General features: G+C 48.7%; 14 protein-coding genes and 1 pseudogene. 5 read left to right on the forward strand and 10 right to left on the reverse strand.

Features of this window, described 5'->3' with window-relative positions; genetic code table 11:
* The first annotated feature begins 65 nt into the window (after positions 1-65).
* Positions 66-917 (forward strand): fatty acid metabolism transcriptional regulator FadR, encoded by an 852-nt coding sequence (fadR, locus tag BUQ98_RS01740; RefSeq protein ID WP_074212220.1) that lies wholly within the window; start codon positions 66-68, stop codon positions 915-917.
* A 56-nt stretch (positions 918-973) separates the two neighbouring features.
* Here the strand turns inward: fadR and BUQ98_RS01745 are convergent, their stop codons facing one another.
* The 3 genes from BUQ98_RS01745 to BUQ98_RS01755 are packed head-to-tail and all read right to left on the reverse strand — an operon-like array spanning position 974 to position 5802.
* Positions 974-2521, reverse strand: a complete 1548-nt coding sequence (locus BUQ98_RS01745) for a SpoVR family protein (RefSeq protein WP_074212221.1) — start codon at positions 2519-2521, stop codon at positions 974-976.
* A 41-nt stretch (positions 2522-2562) separates the two neighbouring features.
* Positions 2563-3834, reverse strand: a complete 1272-nt coding sequence (locus BUQ98_RS01750; protein WP_074212222.1) for a YeaH/YhbH family protein — start codon at positions 3832-3834, stop codon at positions 2563-2565.
* Positions 3835-3867: 33 nt separating this feature from the next.
* Complete coding sequence (locus tag BUQ98_RS01755; RefSeq protein ID WP_074212223.1) at positions 3868-5802, reverse strand: PrkA family serine protein kinase; 1935 nt, start codon at positions 5800-5802, stop codon at positions 3868-3870.
* A gap of 279 nt (positions 5803-6081) precedes the next feature.
* Here BUQ98_RS01755 and BUQ98_RS01760 point away from each other — a divergent pair, with 279 nt between their 5' ends.
* On the forward strand, positions 6082-6837 hold the full coding sequence (locus BUQ98_RS01760) for a MipA/OmpV family protein (protein WP_175566272.1): 756 nt from the start codon (positions 6082-6084) through the stop codon (positions 6835-6837).
* A 55-nt stretch (positions 6838-6892) separates the two neighbouring features.
* Here BUQ98_RS01760 and BUQ98_RS01765 read toward each other — a convergent pair whose 3' ends face one another.
* The 3 genes from BUQ98_RS01765 to BUQ98_RS01775 form a co-directional block, all read right to left on the reverse strand.
* A complete protein-coding gene (locus tag BUQ98_RS01765) occupies positions 6893-7777 on the reverse strand; it encodes a D-hexose-6-phosphate mutarotase (RefSeq protein WP_074212224.1) in 885 nt (294 codons plus the stop codon).
* A 137-nt stretch (positions 7778-7914) separates the two neighbouring features.
* Entirely contained in the window at positions 7915-8910 is a 996-nt protein-coding gene (gene gap, locus BUQ98_RS01770) for a type I glyceraldehyde-3-phosphate dehydrogenase (protein WP_074212225.1), read from the reverse strand.
* Positions 8911-9262: 352 nt separating this feature from the next.
* Positions 9263-10132: a DUF2989 domain-containing protein gene (locus BUQ98_RS01775; RefSeq protein ID WP_074212226.1), complete on the reverse strand. Its 870-nt coding sequence runs from the start codon at positions 10130-10132 to the stop codon at positions 9263-9265.
* A 152-nt stretch (positions 10133-10284) separates the two neighbouring features.
* Here BUQ98_RS01775 and BUQ98_RS01780 point away from each other — a divergent pair.
* Positions 10285-10565, forward strand: a pseudogene (locus tag BUQ98_RS01780) (YeaC family protein).
* Between the two features lie 48 nt (positions 10566-10613).
* Here the strand turns inward: BUQ98_RS01780 and BUQ98_RS01785 are convergent.
* The 3 genes from BUQ98_RS01785 to sppA all read right to left on the reverse strand — a co-directional run bounded on the left by BUQ98_RS01785 (position 10614) and on the right by sppA (position 14432).
* On the reverse strand, positions 10614-11276 hold the full coding sequence (locus BUQ98_RS01785; RefSeq protein WP_074212227.1) for a glutathione S-transferase family protein: 663 nt from the start codon (positions 11274-11276) through the stop codon (positions 10614-10616).
* Positions 11277-11399: 123 nt separating this feature from the next.
* A complete protein-coding gene (gene ansA / locus BUQ98_RS01790; protein WP_074213543.1) occupies positions 11400-12413 on the reverse strand; it encodes an asparaginase in 1014 nt (337 codons plus the stop codon).
* A gap of 132 nt (positions 12414-12545) precedes the next feature.
* Positions 12546-14432 carry a signal peptide peptidase SppA gene (gene sppA, locus BUQ98_RS01795; RefSeq protein WP_074212228.1) on the reverse strand — a complete coding sequence of 629 codons (1887 nt, stop codon included), beginning with the start codon at positions 14430-14432 and terminating at the stop codon, positions 12546-12548.
* A gap of 216 nt (positions 14433-14648) precedes the next feature.
* Between sppA and BUQ98_RS01800 the strand changes: the two genes are divergently transcribed.
* Both BUQ98_RS01800 and BUQ98_RS01805 read left to right on the forward strand, forming a co-directional pair.
* Positions 14649-16661, forward strand: coding sequence for an NADPH-dependent 2,4-dienoyl-CoA reductase (locus BUQ98_RS01800; protein WP_074212229.1), 2013 nt, complete (start codon positions 14649-14651; stop codon positions 16659-16661).
* A 97-nt stretch (positions 16662-16758) separates the two neighbouring features.
* A complete protein-coding gene (locus BUQ98_RS01805) occupies positions 16759-17307 on the forward strand; it encodes an NAD(P)H nitroreductase (RefSeq protein WP_074212230.1) in 549 nt (182 codons plus the stop codon).
* 49 nt (positions 17308-17356) lie between these two features.
* On the opposite strand, the gene BUQ98_RS01810 is transcribed toward BUQ98_RS01805, so the two are convergent.
* The gene (locus tag BUQ98_RS01810) at positions 17357-18589 is read right to left on the reverse strand and encodes an ISL3 family transposase (RefSeq protein WP_074212231.1); all 1233 of its coding nucleotides are present in this window, start codon (positions 18587-18589) and stop codon (positions 17357-17359) included.
* Positions 18590-18654 lie beyond the last annotated feature (65 nt).

Below are 18654 nucleotides of genomic sequence, written 5' to 3' on the forward strand. Positions count from 1 at the left end.
GGGTGGCGACTAGTGGTATGATGAGTTATTAATCAGAGTAAGAAGCAAATTGGAATTTAGATTCAATGGTTATAAAGGCGGATAGCCCAGCAACATTTGCTGAAAAATATATAATTGAAAGTATTTGGAATAATCATTTCCCTAAGGGCTCAATTTTACCCGCAGAGCGTGAATTGTCTGAGTTGATAGGGGTTACACGCACCACGTTGCGTGAGGTACTTCAGCGTTTGGCGCGCGACGGTTGGTTGACTATTCAACATGGTAAGCCGACCCGTGTGAATGATTATATGCGTACGTCTGGCCTCAGTATTCTTGATACGCTGGTGACGTTGGAAGGGCAAGATGTTCACGGTGTACTAGAAGATTTATTGGCAGCGCGAACAGATATTAGCGGCGTGTATATGCGCTATGCGGCCAAAAATCGCCCTGAAGATTGTTTAAACCTGATTGATTTTGTGATTAAACGTTGTCAGCAAGTACTCGAGTGTGAGCGCTTTGAGCAGTTCTTAGAGCTCATCGATGAGAAAGCTGAAGTCCTGAAAGACGTTAAAAAAATCCAAGATAAATACGGCAAGCAGGACGCTGATCTATGTGAGCGTATTTGTATGGGTCGTGCGTTTAATCATTTTGACTACCGCTTGTTCCAAGGCTTGGCGCATTTCTCTGGTAACAAAGTCTATGTTCTGACCATTAATGGCATGCGGCAGATATACTCACGTGTCGGTGGCTACTACTTTATGGATCGTCGAGCCTGTGAGAATGCATTAAGCTTTTACAGTGATTTACGTGAAATGGTGGCCAGTAACCAGCACACGATGATTGGTGATCGGGTGAAACAATACGGTCGCGAGTGTGGTGGCTTATGGTTCAGTAACCGTGAGACCATTGCATCGCATATGGCGGAAGAAGAAGCCTAACGGCGGTATAAACGTGAACAAAAGCCGCCATGATATAACATCATGGCGGCCTTTTTTTAGTGGCTTCCCATTAACATATCAGGGTCAAATTGTGGCCGTTTGGGGCAACAGCTGAGTATTTTTCCACGCCCCTCGTTGGTTTCTTCTTCTAACACCACTTCAAATCCCCAAAGCCGATGAACATGCTTTAACACCTCTTCATAAGAATTAGCGAGAGGAATGCGGTTATGGGGCACATAACGAAGTGTCAGAGATCGGTTACCGCGTAAATCAACATCAAAGACCTGAATATTGGGCTCGCGATTACTGAGGTTGTATTGGGCCGACAGGTCTTCGCGCAGCTGACGATAGCCTTGCTCGTTATGAATACTGGTAACCTCAATATAGTTTTGACGGTCATCATCATTCACGGCAAAAAACTTCATGTCTCGCATCACCTTTGGCGATAAAAATTGGCTGATAAAGCTTTCATCCTTAAAGTTCGCCATCGCGAAATGCACCGTGTCTAACCAGTCTGTTCCCGCGATCTCCGGGAACCAGTATTTATCTTCATCGGTCGGATTTTCACACATTCGGCGAATGTCTTGGAACATCGCAAACCCGAGTGCGTAAGGATTAATGCCAGAGTAATACTGGCTATTGTAGGGCGGTTGTGCCACCACATTGGTATGGCTATGCAGAAACTCCATGATGAAGCTATCAGTGACCAAGCCTTCATCGTAAAGATGGTTAAGGATGGTGTAATGCCAGAAGGTCGCCCAGCCTTCATTCATGACTTGGGTTTGCTTCTGCGGGTAGAAGTACTGGCTCACTTTACGGACGATACGCACAATTTCTCGCTGCCACGGCTCCAGTAGTGGAGAGTGTTTTTCAAAAAAGTACAACAGGTTTTCTTGCGGCTCAGAGGGGAATCGGCGCTTTTCCTCTTCTTGCTCTTTTTTGCCACTCGGAATCGTCCGCCATAGTTCGTTGACTTGCGTTTGCAGGTAATCTTCTCGTGCCTTTTGGCGTGCTTTTTCTTCGGCCAATGAGATTTTTTGTGGTCGCTTGTAGCGATCGACCCCGTAGTTCATCAGCGCATGACAAGAGTCAATCAGGCTTTCAACTTCCGCAAGGCCGTATTTTTCTTCGCATTCACTGATGTAATGTTTGGCAAACAGCAGATAATCGATGATTGATCCCGCGTCGGTCCAGGTTTGAAATAAGTAATTGCCTTTAAAAAAGGAGTTATGGCCATAACAGGCATGCGCCATCACTAATGCCTGCATGGTAATGGTGTTTTCTTCCATTAAATAGGCGATACAGGGGTCGGAGTTAATCACGATCTCGTATGCCAGCCCCATATAGCCGTGTTTGTAGTTGCGCTCAGTTTCGATGAACTTTTTGCCAAATGACCAGTGGTTATAGTTAATCGGCATACCCACGCTAGAATAAGCGTCCATCATCTGCTCGGCGGCAATGATTTCGATTTGATTTGGGTAGGTGTCGAGCCTGTAATGTTCGGCTACCCGTTTAATTTCCTGGTGATACTGCTCAAGCAGGTCAAAGGTCCAGTCTGGTCCATCGTGGAGTGGAGTGTTACGTTTACCTTTGGTGACAGCCATACTCTATCTCCCTGATAAAATGCGCTGATGCCGGTATCGCGTCAGGCTTCGACCTGACGCTTAAACAATTCGCGAAATACGGGGAAGATTTCTTCCGCTGAACGAATGTTTTGCATGGCAAAGTTGTCATGGCTTTCCGCAAGTGCCTCATACTCCCGCCATAGTGTTTGGTGCGCACGGCGAGTAATTTCTATGTAGGCATAATAACGGCTGACCGGCAACAGGGTGCTTTGTAGTAGATCTCGACAGCCTGGGGAATCATCGGCCCAGTTATCGCCATCAGAAGCTTGTGCTGCGTACACGTTCCATTCTGTGGGGTTGTACCTGTCTTTTATAATTTCATCCATGAGTTTCAGGGCACTCGACACAATGGTGCCGCCGGTTTCCTGAGAGTAAAAAAACTCGTGCTCATCGACTTCTTTCGCCTGAGTATGATGGCGGATAAATACCACCTCAACGTTCTTGTACGTCCGCGTCAGAAACAAATAAAGCAGAATATAAAAACGCTTTGCGATGTCTTTAGTGGCTTGATCCATCGAGCCTGAGACATCCATCAAGCAAAACATCACCGCTTGACTGTTCGGTTGGGGACGCTTCTCGTAGTTTTTGTAGCGTAAGTCGAACGTATCGATAAAAGGCACCGCAGCGAGTTTGTTTTTTAGTGCTGAGATTTCTTCTTCAAGGCGCTTTACCTCTAGCGGTTGAGCTGGCTCAGAGTGCTTTTGTTGCTCGAGTGCCTCCTCAAGTTCGGCCAGTTCCCGGCGTTTGCCCGCGGACATTGCTGTCCGCCTGGCGAGTGAGTTTTGTAATGAGCGTACGATAGCGATGTTAGAGGGTACCCCATTAGAGGTATACCCCGAGCGGTGGGTTTTGTACTCCACCATTTTTGCCATTTGGTTTTTTTTCAAGTTCGGGAGCTCAAGATCCTCGAACAAGAGATCTAAATATTCGTCTTTTGATATTTGAAAAACGAACTCATCCTGCCCTTCGCCATCTGGGCTCGCCTGTCCTTCTCCTGCGCCACCACCTTCGCCACCAGGGGGACGAGCTATACGGTCACCTGGACTAAATTGGTCGTTTCCAGGGTGGACAGCCTCACGCTGTCCCCCTTTACCTTGATGGAACGTTGGCTCACGAATATCGCGTGATGGAATTGAAATATCCTCACCGCTCTCGACATCCGTGATTGAGCGATTGTTGACGGCGTCGGCAATGGACTCCTTTATCTGCCGCTTGTGGCGGCGTAAAAAGCGCTGCCGATTGACAGTACTTTTGTTTTTGCCATTGAGACGACGATCAATAAAATGCGCCATAACTCTCTCCCGTCATCTGTGTCAGCCCGCGGGCTACGATGATTTACGCACGCGCAAATACCATTCAGCGAGCAAACGAACTTGCTTGCGGGTATAGCCTTTTTCCATCATACGAGCGACAAAATCGTCATGTTTTTTCTGCTCGTCACTGGAGGTCTTGGTATTAAACGAGATCACAGGCAGAAGGTCCTCGGTGTTGGAGAACATTTTCTTCTCGATCACGGTTTTCAGCTTCTCGTAGCTGGTCCAAGCCGGGTTTTTGCCTTCATTATTGGCACGGGCACGGAGCACAAAATTGACAATTTCGTTGCGGAAGTCTTTCGGGTTACTGATACCGGCTGGTTTTTCGATTTTTTCCAACTCGCCATTAAGCGCCGAACGATCAAATAACTGGCCGGTATCTGGGTCTCGGAACTCTTGGTCCTGGATCCAGAAGTCTGCGTAGGTGACATAGCGATCAAAAATGTTTTGACCGTATTCAGAGTACGACTCGAGATACGCGGTTTGGATCTCTTTGCCTATAAACTCGATATATTTGGGGATCAGATACCCTTTAAGGTGTTCAAGGTAACGCTCAGCTACTTCTTGAGGGAACTGCTCCCGTTCGATTTGTTGCTCGAGTACGTAGAAAAGGTGAACGGGGTTTGCAGCCACTTCCGCATGATCAAAGTTAAACACGCGAGATAAAATCTTGAAAGCAAAACGCGTCGATAGGCCATCCATCCCTTCATCCACCCCGGCAAAGTCGCGGTACTCTTGGTAAGACTTAGCTTTTGGATCGGTGTCTTTGAGGGTTTCACCATCATAGACGCGCATTTTTGAATAAATGCTAGAGTTTTCAGGGTCTTTTAAGCGCGACAACACCGTAAAGCGCGCCAAAATATCGAGTGTGCTTGGCGAGCAAGGGGCATGGCGTAGTTCACTGCTCGATAAGAGTTTGTTGTAGATACGAATTTCATCCGAGATTCGTAAACAGTAAGGCACTTTGACGATGTAAACACGGTCTAGGAAGGCCTCATTGTTTTTGTTATTACGAAACGATTGCCATTCAGATTCGTTCGAGTGGGCTAAAATGATACCGTCAAATGGTAGTGCAGAAAGCCCTTCGGTCCCGTTGTAGTTACCTTCTTGAGTCGCAGTTAATAGAGGGTGCAGCACCTTAATAGGGGCTTTAAACATTTCTACAAATTCCATCATGCCTTGGTTGGCACGACATAGGGCACCGGAGTAGGAATAAGCATCGGGATCATCTTGCGAATAGTGCTCAAGCTGACGAATGTCTACTTTACCGACCAAAGCAGAAATATCTTGGTTGTTTTCGTCACCCGGTTCGGTTTTGGCAACCCCGACCTGATTCAGAATGGATGGACGAAGTTTGACCACTTTGAACTGGCTGATATCGCCACCAAATTCTTTTAATCGCTTGGCGGCCCAAGGCGACATAATGTGGTGAATATAACGGTTCGGAATGTCGTATTCTTGCTTTAGTAGGTGCCCATCTTCTTCGGCATCAAATAAGCAGAATGGGTGGTCGTTTACTGGACTGCGCTCACCGTTAGCGGTCAGCACATAAATAGGCATTTGCTGCATCAAACTTTTTAGTTTTTCAGCCAAGGAGGATTTCCCCCCACCGACAGGGCCTAGCAAGTAGAGAATTTGTTTTCGTTCTTCCAAGCCTTGGGCGGCATGTTTGAGGTAAGAGACGATTTGCTCGATCGAGTCTTCCATGCCATAAAAATCTTCAAAGGTCTTATAGCGAGAAATGACGCGGTTTGAAAAAAGACGGCTGAGTCGTGGATCGAGCGAGGTGTCGATTTTTTCTGGCTCTCCAATTGCCATCAGCAAACGCTCTGCGGCATTGGCATACGCACCGCGATCTTCTCGGCATAGATCCAAAAATGCTTGAAGGCTCATTTCTTCGTCTTTGGCTTCTTCGTAGCGCTGACGATAGTGATCGAAAATAGTCATGGTCCTGCCCCCTAAATCGTCTAATAACTCGAAAAGAAAAGGCGAAAAATTGGCTGAATGTTCCCTTTCCTTTTTATAAGGTTAGACCTGATTTGAGGATTTTGCGTGAAAGAATTGTTTGTTTTTTCGATAATTTTTGTTACCGGATCCGTACACTTGTCTTGTCAAGATATTGACAGCTGGTGTTCAAGCTAGTTAGGTATGCTAGTGGTGATAATTTTGCCAACTAGAGTGACTGAGCTGCCATTGGCCAGCCGTGCAACAGTGAAGGAAATGATGATGAACATAGCAAGAAAAGCGGCTTGGACAGCGTGCGCTTTGATACTCACTTCCGGCAGTGCCTATGCCGATACGCGCGTGTCGGCAGGGGTGATCGGGGCGTTTTCACCACAGGTGTATAAAGACACGGATACCGATCCACTTGTGGTGCCGACCGTAAACGTTGATACAGAGCACTTTTACTTCCGTGGCCTGACGGCGGGCGCACGCCTGGCCCCGAAAGATGCAACACATAATCTTGTTTTATCAGCGACTTATGACCCACGCCGCTTTGATCCGGCAGACGCCGATGATCCACAGCTGAGCCAGCTCGACAAACGTGATACGTCGATTGTGGCGGCGTTAGCTTATCAGTACCACTCGCCGATAGGCCGTTTTCAGGTGCTAGCCGGGGAGGGGATCACGCATGACAGAGACGGTGTTTATGGGGAAGTCAGCTGGAAATATGGGTTTAATCATCCGCGTTGGGGGGTCTCACCGGAAGCGGGCTACTCCTACAACAGCCATGAACTCAATCAGCACCTGTATGGGATCAGCGAGAATGAAGCCACGCGGTCTGGTTTAGCCGCTTATGAGCCTGGTTCAGCCGGTCACTATTTTGCTGGGGTCAGTGGTTATTTTATGCTGACAAAACGTATCCAGTTATTGGGTGGTGCACGGTATACCAATCTGGATGACAATATTGCGGATAGCCCTATGGTTGACCAATCCACCGCCGCCTCTGGCTACTTAGGCATCAATTATATTTTTATGTGATCCTGTTACCCAATAAAGCAGGCCGTGCCGGTGCTGAACGGCCTGTGAAAAGGACTTAGCCTTGATAACGTTCATCCAGCAACTGGGTTGCTAACGTGTAACTTTGTCTGGGATGAACAACTTGGGTGGGCTGCTCAATGGCCGCTTCGATACAAACAAATTTGAGGTATCCGTTGTCTTCCATATCCGCCATCTTCACGGCAGCCGCTTGGCCTGGATTCCAGATCACCGCACTGGTGGCACCGCGATTGTTGACCTTAAGGCGACGGTTACCAAGCGGATCGGTTAAAGTCAGTGTCTCTTTGGCACCCGTATAAATTCGGTCAACCGGCTCTTGGAAGGTCACTTTCCCTGGTGCAGGGCATTGCTTGCCTGCTGCAAAGTTATCGAGATACTGACAACCGACACCTTCCACGTTGACCTGCTCGCTATCTTCCACCGCGAGGTAGCTGTGCAAGGCGCCACCCATTGTCCAAGGGTGTTTGTCGGTATTGGTCACGGTGAGCGCAATGTCGGCTTGGTGGGTCAGGGTAAATGTTACCGTCGCGTGGAAGCGATGCGGCCACAGCGCCCGTGAGGCTTCAGAGTCGAATAATTCCAGCTGAATGGTCGCGCCTTCAGGAGTTTCTTCAATTTTGGCCAACTGCCACATTTGGCGTCGAGCAAAGCCATGTGAAGGTTGTCCTGTGTTGCCAAACCATGGCCAACAAATCGGTACGCCGCCGCGTAATGGGGTTTTGGCATCGTAGATAGCGTTGTCGCTCATCCAGGTTAGCGATTTTTCACCAGAGGGGGCAAAAGTGATCAGGTGTCCGCCGAATAAACTGATAGTGGCTGAACAAGATGGGTGGGCAACACGAAGAATAGGAACGGACTGGCGATAGCACAGATCGACAGACGCAGATAATTGGCGCTCAACATGCAGAGAGGGGAGAGTCATAGCCTGATCCTCTTGGGTAAGTTTTTTCTATAAGTTATCCAAAGAAACGTTCACAGAAAGTGAGATTGCCGCTCAGGGCCCGATAGACAAAAGGCGGCCTAATGGCCGCCTTGACGTATGGGGTAGTTACATGCGCATTACTTAGCGATGTGTGCAACCAGATCCAATACTTTGTTTGAGTAGCCGATTTCGTTGTCGTACCAAGAAACCACTTTCACGAAGTTATCAGTCAGTGCGATACCTGCTTTCGCATCGAACACAGACGTTTGAACTTCACCGATGAAGTCTTGAGATACCACGGCATCTTCAGTGTAACCGAGTACACCTTTCAGCTCACCTTCAGACGCTTCTTTCATCGCCGCACAGATTTGCTCGTAAGAAGCTGCTTTTTCAAGGTTAACAGTCAGGTCAACCACAGAAACGTTGGCAGTTGGCACACGGAACGCCATACCAGTCAGTTTGCCGTTAAGTTCTGGCAATACTTTACCCACGGCTTTCGCTGCGCCAGTTGAAGATGGGATGATGTTCTGTGAAGCACCACGGCCGCCGCGCCAGTCTTTCGCAGAAGGACCGTCAACGGTTTTCTGGGTTGCTGTGGTTGCGTGAACGGTAGTCATTAGACCCGATTCGATACCGAACTTATCGTTCAGTACTTTCGCAACAGGTGCTAGGCAGTTAGTGGTGCAAGATGCGTTAGACACGATGTCTTGACCTGCGTAATCGCTGTGGTTAACGCCCATAACGAACATAGGTGTTGCATCTTTTGATGGACCTGTCAGAACAACTTTCTTCGCACCCGCTTGGATGTGTTGACGTGCTGTTTCGTCAGTGAGGAAGATACCGGTTGCTTCAGCAACAACGTCAACGCCAACTTCGTCCCATTTAAGGTCTGTTGGGTTGCGCTCAGCTGTGACGCGTACGGTCTTGCCGTTAACGATAAGGTTGCCACCTTCTACTTCAACGGTGCCATTGAAGCGGCCGTGCGTTGAATCGTATTTCAGCATATAAGCCATGTATTCAACGTCGATAAGATCGTTGATTGCTACCACGTCGATGTCGTTACGCTCTACAGAAGCACGAAATACGAAGCGGCCGATGCGGCCAAAACCGTTAATACCTACTTTGATAGTCATTATGTTGCTCCACAACTTAATTTCTAGTGAGATTAAACTGGTAGTAAAATTACAGAATAGGACCCCGCCATGCAAGGGTAATCGCAGCCAAAATTGTTCAAAATCAAAAAAAAGTACGGATTTTTTTTACATCACCTAAACATTTGGCACCCTTGCGACCATGCCTGTATTGTCTTTAACCACTTTGCGCAAAGATCATATCTACGGACATAGGACGACAGCTGGTATCTGATAGCGTAGAAGCAGAACGGTGATCGCGAAAGCCCAAGTGGTATGACAAGCGGGTGAATGAGAGGAAGGCGATAGCAACGCGCGCCTGGTAGCGCGTGTTGCTGAGGTTGAGAGCGTGAGTTTAAGTCGGTGGAGGCTCTGCTTGCGTGGACAGGGGAGCGAGCATCGAGGCCTGGAAGTCACCATCATCGATCGCAGCCGATATTTTAAATGCCAGTGTCTGTAGTGACTTTTCTTGTTGCTCCGTGAGTGTGTAGAGCCTCGAAAGTCGATCACCGCTAGCAATTGGAAGATTGTAACTTTGTCCCACTTTTGCCCATAAATACGCATGTTCAAAGCGTTTTAGCGCATGGTTGGTGGTTGCGAGTGATTTTATGGCTTCTGGGATCACGTTTTTCATCACGGTGTTGTCGTGACCGTCATAAAGTTCCAACGTATGCAGTAAAATTCGAACCGTTTTGGGTTTGTCACGAGAGACGTAATAGGTCGCGAGGCCCAGTTGTAATTGGGGGGTTTCTAAGTGCCGTGTCCCCTCTAATTTTAAAAATTGTGGCAGCGCACTGTTATCACCTTGTGACCAACGATAGTAAATAACCGGAGGTTGGTACGACGCCTCAAGCTCTGATTCTAACCGCGTGATCGAGTCGTAGGCATGATAGACCGCTTCCGTACGCGTAGTTTTACGTTCTTTCAGTGTTGTTGGTTCAATCTCTGCTACAAGCTCCATACAGCGTAGGTAGAGCTTGGTTTGCTTTAGTTCGCTCAGCTTATTGAGATCGGAAGGATTTTGATAAACGGCTAAGCGATCAAAAATCAGATCTGAACGTTCAAATCGGCACTGTCCGTCTCCCGTGTTCAGCCCTTCACACAGTTCCGGATGCGTTTCGCAGACTTGGGTGGTTGTAGGGGCGCCGTCGCAGCCGGTTAACAGCAGCAAACCCGCAGCCAACCCTAACGGGTAAAAACATCGAGAGAGTAATCGTAAATCCATGGTTTATCGTATCCTGAGTGAACTGCATTGAGTATACGTCATCTTTAAGGGTAGTTGATGCTCTAAAGCGTGATAAAGCGCACTTAACCGACCATGCCGTCTACCAGTAAAAATCAGGCATAATAGTGGATGAGGACGATAACGAGGTAATGATGGATATTGAACAAGTACTACAAGCTATGACACCTGAGGTCTATGATCGTCTGTGCTATGCGGTAGAAACTGGGAAATGGCCGGATGGAACGGTGCTAAATCAAACTCAACGCGATCAAGCATTGCAAGCGGTCATGCTCTATCAATCGCGCCACAATCATCAGCCCCAGCATATGACGGTTGCTAAAGGGGGAATGTTACGTGGAAGTCGAAAGCTGAGTTGAAGCGAGAGTTTTCGACCCCAGATGAAAAACGTATTGATATTGAAACTAAGCACTAGAATAAGAAGCCTTTTTCTAGTGCTTTAGGATGTTGAATGTAGTCTGGCTTAATTCATACTTAGGCTAATGGGACTGGCAAAAAACGGTGTCAATTGGTGATTCTCTTCCTGCGCATAGTCGTCAAATAGTGTGTGTTGCCCAAGCTCCGCGAGGTAGTCTCGAAGCACTGTAAATCGGTCGTCGAGTACCATCCCTGCCATCTCTGCGCAGCGAAACAGGCTCCAAACACTAATACTTGCCATTGTGATGGTTTGAGTTGGCATTACTTTCACTCGTTCGCCAAGGTAGTGGCAACAGTCAGGAAGGGTTTCTAAGGCATAATTAACCGCTTGATGGTCAATATCTTTTCCAAGTAGATGACCGCGTACGACGCGCTGATAAAATAAAATATCGGTAATTAAAGGATCAAGTTGGTAACGACAGAACCATTCTACCCAACGAATGTTGGCTCGATACGTCGGATTACCAGGATAAAGTAACGGGTCAGGGTAGGTATCATCAAGATAAGCGGCGATGACCGTATCCTGGTATAGGGTGTCGAGCCCATCAGCTAGCCCCACCACGGTTTGCATGGGGGGATGATGCATGACACGTTCATGCTGTTCAAAGGGTGACGTCGGCGCTAGCTGGTAGGTGAGTTGTTTGAACCTTAGTGCTAGCGCGACTTTTCTGGTATGGGGGGAGAGTGAGTCACCATGCAATACCCTCATTGTGCGCTCCTTCTATCTGCCGTCAAAGCTCAATGCTTGACCGTGTTTATACGTTAGCAAATAAAACAGCCGGCGACCTTGCCGGCGTCACACACTGAGTGAATTGGTGAGTCTGTGGCCTACTCAATAATAGCTGAGCTCGCCACGAAGATCTTTTTGCACCCAGGTTCGCAGTGTTTCAAAAGGGAGTGACTGGCTAAGTAGAAAGTGAAGCTTAGCCAGTGCCGCTTCAGGTGTCATGTCGTAGCCACTGAGCACCCCCGAATCGGCCAGTGCGCATCCAGTTGCATACCCGCCCATATTGACGCGACCAGCCAAGCATTGTGTTAAATTCAGCACCAGTACACCACGTTCGGTGGCTTGTTTGAGCAAATCAAGCAGTTCGGGGTGCTGAGGCGCATTGCCGACACCAAACGTCAGTAAAATCATGGCATTAACAGGCTGTTTCAGGGCGTTTCTAACCACGTCTGGTGAGATGCCAGGGTACATCATGATCACCGCAACGGGCTGATCACTAATGGTGTGCACCTTAAATGGTCCTTGAGAGGGTTGATTAAGGTTATCGGCTTTCACTTCAATATGAATACCGGCTTCAAGCAGCGCTGGCAGGTTGGGTGATGTAAACGCATTGAACCCATCCGCATGAGACTTGGTACTCCTGTTTCCTCTAAGAAGTTGGTTATTGAAGAACAAGGTCACTTCATTGACCGGGTAGTTAGCGGCAATGTGCAGTGCGTTAAGCAGATTCGCTTGCCCGTCTGAGCGCAATTCTGCGATTGGAATTTGTGAACCCGTTACGATCACTGGTTTTTCTAAGTTTTCTAACATGAACGACAGGGCTGAGGCGGTATAAGCCATGGTGTCGGTGCCGTGTAAGATCACAAAGCCATCGTAATGGTGATAATTCTCGCCAATATCGTCCGCAATCCGTTGCCAATCCGTTGGCGTCATGTCCGATGAATCAATGAGTGGTTCGTACTCATGAATAGTAAAAAGCGGCATTTCTGGACGATGGAATTCGGGCATCTTCTCCAACTGTTGTTGAAGAAAACCAGACACAGGGACATACCCGTGATCGGACTTTTGCATACCGATCGTGCCACCTGTGTAAGCGATATAAATATGTTTACGTTCCATCATGTCAAATCTGCATTAAATGAGCGTGTGCACAGTATACATGTAACGATTACATCGGTGATACCGAGTGGCACACAGAATGGAAGAAAAATAGGGGAAGGGCCCTGGCCAATCGACCAGGGCGAGTGGATCCTACTGGTACTGACAATTTAAGCAGAACAAATAACGACCTTGTGGGTCATTAAACTTCTCCAACAAAGTCAATGATTGCCATTCAGGTGAGGCGGCTAACTGACGCGCGATAACAGGCACATTGGCTTGCACCGTTTCACCAAACACGTTGATGCTTTGTCCAAGCATATCGTTGATAAATTGCTCGAACGGCGTGAGAGGTTGTTGCATCCAATCCAGCTGGTAGTCATCAATGCCTGCCAGCTCGGCGGCCGTTGATACGGCGTCGTCAAAGTCACCCAACGAATCGACCAAACCGAGGTTCAATGCATCTTGGCCCGTCCATACTCGGCCTTGCGCCACTGTATCCGCTTCTTCCATCGACATGTCGCGGTGGTTGCTGACCAGAGATAAGAAGCGGTGATAGCCATGCTCAATGCCTAATTGCATGATTTCACCTACATCATCAGGGAGTGCTCGGGTGAGACCTACCCCCGCAAAGGGTGTGGTACCTACACCGTCCGACTGCACCCCCAAATCATCGAGCGTGTTCTCAAAGGTCGTGAACAGGCTAAAAATACCGATTGACCCAGTGATGGTGGTGGGCTGGGCGATGATACGATCGGCACTCGCAGACAACCAGTATCCACCGGAGGCGGCGACGCTCGACATGGATACTACAACCGGCTTGCCCGCCTCCCTTAAGGCATCCACCTCATTGCGGATCACCTCAGAGGCGAAGGCGCTCCCGCCTGGACTATCGACACGCAGCACCACGGCTTTAACACTGTCGTCGAGGCGAGCGTCACGCAGTAGTGCTGCAGTGGTATCGCCGCCCACCGTCCCCGGACGTTGAAGTCCATCCATGATGGGTCCGCTAGCGACTACCACGGCAATGTTATTACTGCCGGGAAGACTAAAGCTGTTTTGTATTTTTGGTAGGTAATCGTAATAGCCGGTGTATTCGAAGCTGTCTTTACCGTCGCTGCCAAACTTCTCTGCTAGATAACGGCGGATTTGCTGGCGAGTCATTCGCTTATCCACGATACCCACGTGCTCGGACAGGGCAGCAAAGTCTCCATCAAACTCACGCAAGGAAGCGAGTAACTGAGCGGCAGTAGGAGAGAGAACATTCGGTTCAATGCCTCGATTTTCCGCCACATCGCTCACATACGCATCCCAAATCTGGGATAACCATGCTTGGTTAGCCTCCCTCGCGGGATCTGACATATTGTTACGTGTATACGGTTCGACGAAGGATTTATAGGTCCCCACGCGGAACACGTGTGTGGTGACATCCAGTTTATCCAGTAAGTCTTTCCAATAGAGGTTATAGCTGCCATAACCTTGTAGCATCACCATACCATCCGGCGACATCAGGACTTCATCGGCATAACTGGCCAAGTAATACTGACTTTGACTATAGGTTCCGCCGATAGCAATCACCGGTTTACCGCTATCTTTGAAGGTGTCGATTGCTTTAGCAATATAGCGTAGCTTGGTCAGGCTTGTTGAAGGCATATCGCCCAAGCTCAGCACTAAACCGTTGATTTGTTCATCGGTCGCGGCATGACGCACGGTATCCACGATGTCAAACAGTACGTTCTCGCTTTCAATCGGTTGACCAAGTGCATTGCGAGATAACGTATCGATAGGACTTAGCCGCTGGCGTTGTTCAACAATCGGACCATCGATATTGAGCAATAGGGCGTGAGGTGCCTGCTCCGTTTGTGCAACTTGTGCGGAGTCTGACTTCTTGGGTGTTAATGGCGTTTCTGAGGTTAAGGCAAAATAAACGGCCACAATCACGCCTATAAAAAGGACGTTTAGCAAAAGCTGTCTAACGAAGCTTAGTGCACGCCATAACCATCGAAATAGGGAGGCGATAAAGCGGAACAGTTTTTTCATACTTGAATCCATCAGTGCATGTCGCTGATATCCTAGCTGATCACAGCCAAGATCGATAGGCTATGCAGCGCGTCTACCCCTTCCAATACCGAGCTAAAGTCCTACCGAGATCAATAATTCATCATTCTATGTTGCCAGTTTGTAAACGAGTATTTGAAATCACGTGTCTGTCAGCGCTATAGTCTGGTCAGACCACAAACAATAAGTGAGCAAGCAATGGAACAGCACCCTTATCCCCACATGCTAGCCCCGCTCGATCTTGGGTTTACCACCCTAAAAAATCGTGTCCTGATGGGTTCAATGCATACCGGACTCGAAGAAGCAAACGATGGGTTTAAAAAGCTAGCCGCCTTTTATGCCGAGCGAGCCAAAGGTGATGTAGGGTTGATTGTCACTGGCGGCTTCTCGCCCAACTTTCGCGGCCGCCTGACGCCGTTTAGCGCCCAGTTTAGTTCTGCACGGGCAGCTCGTGCACACCGTGCTATTACCGAAGCCGTACATACTCACGGTGGTAAAATTGCGCTACAGCTTTTACATGCGGGACGCTACGCCTTTCACCCATTCGCTCAAAGTGCCTCCGCGATCCGAGCACCGATCAGTAAGTTTACTCCGTTTGAAATGAGCGAGCGGGCGATTTGGCGCACCATTAAAGCCTTTGGTCGTAGTGCTGTGCTTGCTCGAGAAGCCGGGTATGACGGCGTTGAGATCATGGGATCTGAAGGATATCTGATCAATCAATTCTTCTGTCACCGTGCCAACCGTCGCTATGATCAGTGGGGCGGGCCAGTCGAAAATAGAATGCGATTTGCGGTAGAAGTGATGCGCGCGGTTCGTCAGGCCGCTGGGGACGACTTTATCGTTATATTCCGTTTATCTATGTTGGATTTGGTTGAGCAAGGCAATACCTTTGAGGACGTGGTAACGCTGGCAAAAGGCTTAGAAAAAGCGGGTGTTACTATTATCAATACGGGGATTGGTTGGCATGAAGCTCGTGTTCCTACTATTGCGACTCAGGTGCCACGCGGTGCATTCAGTTGGGTGACGGAAAAATTAAAAGGGGAAGTGTCGGTTCCTCTCGTGACGTGTAACCGAATTAATACGCCAGAGGTTGCCGAGTCGATTCTGGCCAGTGGCCAAGCGGATATGGTGTCAATGGCACGTCCATTCTTAGCTGACGCGGCCTTCGTTGCCAAAGCGAAAGCCGATCAATCGGATGACATCAATACTTGCATTGCCTGTAACCAGGCATGCCTCGATCACGTATTTAAAGGCAAGCGCGCGAGCTGTTTGGTCAACCCTAAAGCCTGTTATGAGACGGAATTAGTCGCAACACCAGTGCGCCAAGTCAAAAAAGTGGCGGTGATAGGGGGCGGGATGGCAGGTATTAGCTGTGCCACCGAAGCCGCTGAGCGGGGTCATGATGTGACCCTATTCGAAAAGTCTGAGCGTCTCGGTGGTCAGTTCAATTTAGCGATGGAGATTCCGGGAAAAGAGGAGTTTAAAGAAACCATTCGCTATTATTTGCGGCGTTTGGATAGAGCGGGCGTCACCACTGTGCTTAATCAGGATGTAGACGTGGAAACGCTGCGCAGTTTTGATGACATTGTTGTTGCAACGGGCGTGAAGCCTCGTCGTCCAGCAATAGAGGGAATAGATCACCCTAAAGTCATTGATTACCAAACATTTATCCGTGAAAAACCTGAATTAGGTAGCCACATTGCTATCATTGGTGCTGGTGGTATTGGCGTAGACGTGGCGACCATGATCACCGAGCCCCAAGATCAAGACCTAGATGCCTGGCTCAATGAATGGGGGATCGATAAAACGATCACTCATGAAGGGGGGCTTTATCCTGGGCATGATACGCTCAGTGATAAGCAAGTGTGGGTATTGCAACGCCGTGAAGGGCGTGTGGGTAAAGGGCCAGGGAAAACGACCGGCTGGATTCATCGGAAAACGCTGCAAAAACGCGGAGTCAACCTCATCGGTGGAGTCAGTTATCATAAAATTGATGATGACGGGCTTCATATCAGTATCAAAGATGAGGCACATTTGATTCCTGCGACCCAGATTATTTTGTGTGCGGGCCAAGAATCAGTCAGCCGCTTGGCTGAACAGCTTGATGATGCCAGTGTTTCTTATCATCTCATTGGGGGGGCTGAACATGCGGGAGAGCTCGATGCTAAGCGTGCGATTCGTCAAGGGATTGAGACGGCACTGTCGCTTTAAACCCGTATCATCTCCGCGGCTTTAACCAGTGATGCTTATGTTAGTATGAAGTGATCAGCTCATCCAATGAGCGTTAACGGTTAAAAAAGGACGAACCATGAACGCACTTGATTTGCTCTTGCAACGCCGCTCACTTCCGCGATTAGCGGCGCCAGCGCCGAGTGGTGAGATACTCGAAAATATCATTCAGGCAGGCCTTCGTGCCCCGGATCATGGGGCGCTGACGCCGTGGCAATTTGTTATCTGTGAAGGTGAGGGATTAACGCGTCTCTCGACGATTTTAGCAGAGGCAGCGCAAGCGAATGGTGCTGACGCGGCAGCGGTTGAGAATGCCAAAAATGCGCCTTTTCGTGCGCCTATGGTCGTGGCCGTGATTGCGCGCACCCGTGTGCATGACAAAGTGCCGAGCATTGAGCAACACATCTCTGCAGGGTGCGCGACGCAAGCAATGCAAATGGCGGCCATCGCTCAAGGGTTTCAGGGCTTTTGGCGTACGGGGGCGTTTGCCTACCACCCCGCAGTGCGTGAGGCTCTCTCCGTTGAGGGAGATGATCAGATTGTTGGCTTTTTATACTTAGGAACGCCAGATTGCGCACCTGCGAATGCACCCAAGCGGGATGCCAGCAAATATGTGACCTATCTTTAAACCGGTACAAACCTCACTCACCTCGAAAAACCTGTGCATATGTGGCTCTTCATCGTTCATGGTGGAAAGTCATATCAAGCCCCCCAAAATAGAACAGTATCGCTGTCTTGAACCGTTGTTTGTTTCTAAAGCCTTTAGCTCTAAGCTTCATGTATTGGATTTTGGCATTTATAGCTTCCGCCAGGCCATTCGATGCCTTCAGCCGCATTGCATTAAGGATTGCTGGTAAGTGCTTTTTCACTGTCGCCGCTGCTGTCATCAATGGTTTAATTCCACTTGCCTTAACTAAAGCAAGCCACTCTAGCCATTGATTCCTTGCGCTTCTGATCGAACCTCCGTACCAGATTAGTCTTGCTTGCTCTTTGAGCAACCAGCTAAGGCTTGTATCTATCATGAGCTTGGCCAATTTGTTTATACGCTCCCTCAAGCGACCAGTGAGGTTTCTATTTCTTTTGAGCCAGCCATAACGCGTTCTGTAGCACTCTCGTTTAAGGTATGGCGGTAGACGGTTAACCTCTTGCTTGCGAACATCGTCAACAGCTTTGGTGAGCACTTTTGCCACGTGGAAATGATCAACTGCAATCAGGCGTTTAGAGCGTGAGCCAAAGAAGGACTCGGTTGCATTCATAAAAGCTTGGCTCATATCCATCGAGACTGAGCGGACCTGTTGTTTAGCGATGTTAGGCAGCACTCGATAGCAGTTTGCTAAGCTTTGTTCACTTTTACCGTCGGCAACAGCGAGAACTTGGCCCGTTCGGCTCGACATCACCGTGACATAATCATGCCCTCGGCAAAAGGCAGTTTCGTCTACCAACAGATCTTCTACCTTATTTAAATTTCTCCGGGCGAGCCCTCGTGAAACAGCCCTTTTCATTACCCGATCAATGGCTCCCCAACTCAGTCGAAAGGCTTTAGATACAGAGAGAAGAGAAGTGAACTGAAGTGTTTCAATAATCTTTGTCTCAAAGAGTTCGGTATAGCGACTTCCAGGAGATGCCCAAGGAACAGAAACGGTCTGAACCCCATGCTTTGGACAGTCAGCACGTGGAACTTGGGCCTCAAGATATGTTTCGTATTGGCATGTATCCAAATGACGCCATATCCGCTTTCGAGAGTCATGCTTTCTTACCGCTTTCGAGCATGTTGGACAAGCAACGCTTGAATGACTTTCGTACATGATAGTCACGGTAATACGTTGGCTCGTTTTATCCACCTGGACAGAGTCGACAGTCCATGGCGGAATCAGTCCAAGGATCGCTTGATAGAGTGCTGTATCTTTCATCTGATTCAGGGCTCAAGTGCAGAGTGTTTCCTCATTTTCCAATTAATCGGAAAACTTGAAAAGAA

It is taken from the genome of Salinivibrio sp. ES.052, assembly GCF_900141775.1.
GTDB lineage: Bacteria > Pseudomonadota > Gammaproteobacteria > Enterobacterales > Vibrionaceae > Salinivibrio.

Bases quoted from the DNA above. Each gene is read 5' to 3' on its own strand.
- BUQ98_RS01765 (WP_074212224.1), bottom strand. From the start codon at position 7,777: ATGACTCTCCCCTCTCTGCATGTTGAGCGCCAATTATCTGCGTCTGTC.
- BUQ98_RS01785 (WP_074212227.1), bottom strand. From the start codon at position 11,276: ATGAGGGTATTGCATGGTGACTCACTCTCCCCCCATACCAGAAAAGTC.
- sppA (WP_074212228.1), bottom strand. From the start codon at position 14,432: ATGAAAAAACTGTTCCGCTTTATCGCCTCCCTATTTCGATGGTTATGG.
- BUQ98_RS01760 (WP_175566272.1), top strand. From the start codon at position 6,082: ATGAACATAGCAAGAAAAGCGGCTTGGACAGCGTGCGCTTTGATACTC.
- BUQ98_RS01775 (WP_074212226.1), bottom strand. From the start codon at position 10,132: ATGGATTTACGATTACTCTCTCGATGTTTTTACCCGTTAGGGTTGGCT.
- BUQ98_RS01750 (WP_074212222.1), bottom strand. From the start codon at position 3,834: ATGGCGCATTTTATTGATCGTCGTCTCAATGGCAAAAACAAAAGTACT.
- ansA (WP_074213543.1), bottom strand. From the start codon at position 12,413: ATGGAACGTAAACATATTTATATCGCTTACACAGGTGGCACGATCGGT.
- BUQ98_RS01810 (WP_074212231.1), bottom strand. From the start codon at position 18,589: ATGAAAGATACAGCACTCTATCAAGCGATCCTTGGACTGATTCCGCCA.
- fadR (WP_074212220.1), top strand. From the start codon at position 66: ATGGTTATAAAGGCGGATAGCCCAGCAACATTTGCTGAAAAATATATA.
- gap (WP_074212225.1), bottom strand. From the start codon at position 8,910: ATGACTATCAAAGTAGGTATTAACGGTTTTGGCCGCATCGGCCGCTTC.
- BUQ98_RS01800 (WP_074212229.1), top strand. From the start codon at position 14,649: ATGGAACAGCACCCTTATCCCCACATGCTAGCCCCGCTCGATCTTGGG.
- BUQ98_RS01805 (WP_074212230.1), top strand. From the start codon at position 16,759: ATGAACGCACTTGATTTGCTCTTGCAACGCCGCTCACTTCCGCGATTA.
- BUQ98_RS01745 (WP_074212221.1), bottom strand. From the start codon at position 2,521: ATGGCTGTCACCAAAGGTAAACGTAACACTCCACTCCACGATGGACCA.
- BUQ98_RS01755 (WP_074212223.1), bottom strand. From the start codon at position 5,802: ATGACTATTTTCGATCACTATCGTCAGCGCTACGAAGAAGCCAAAGAC.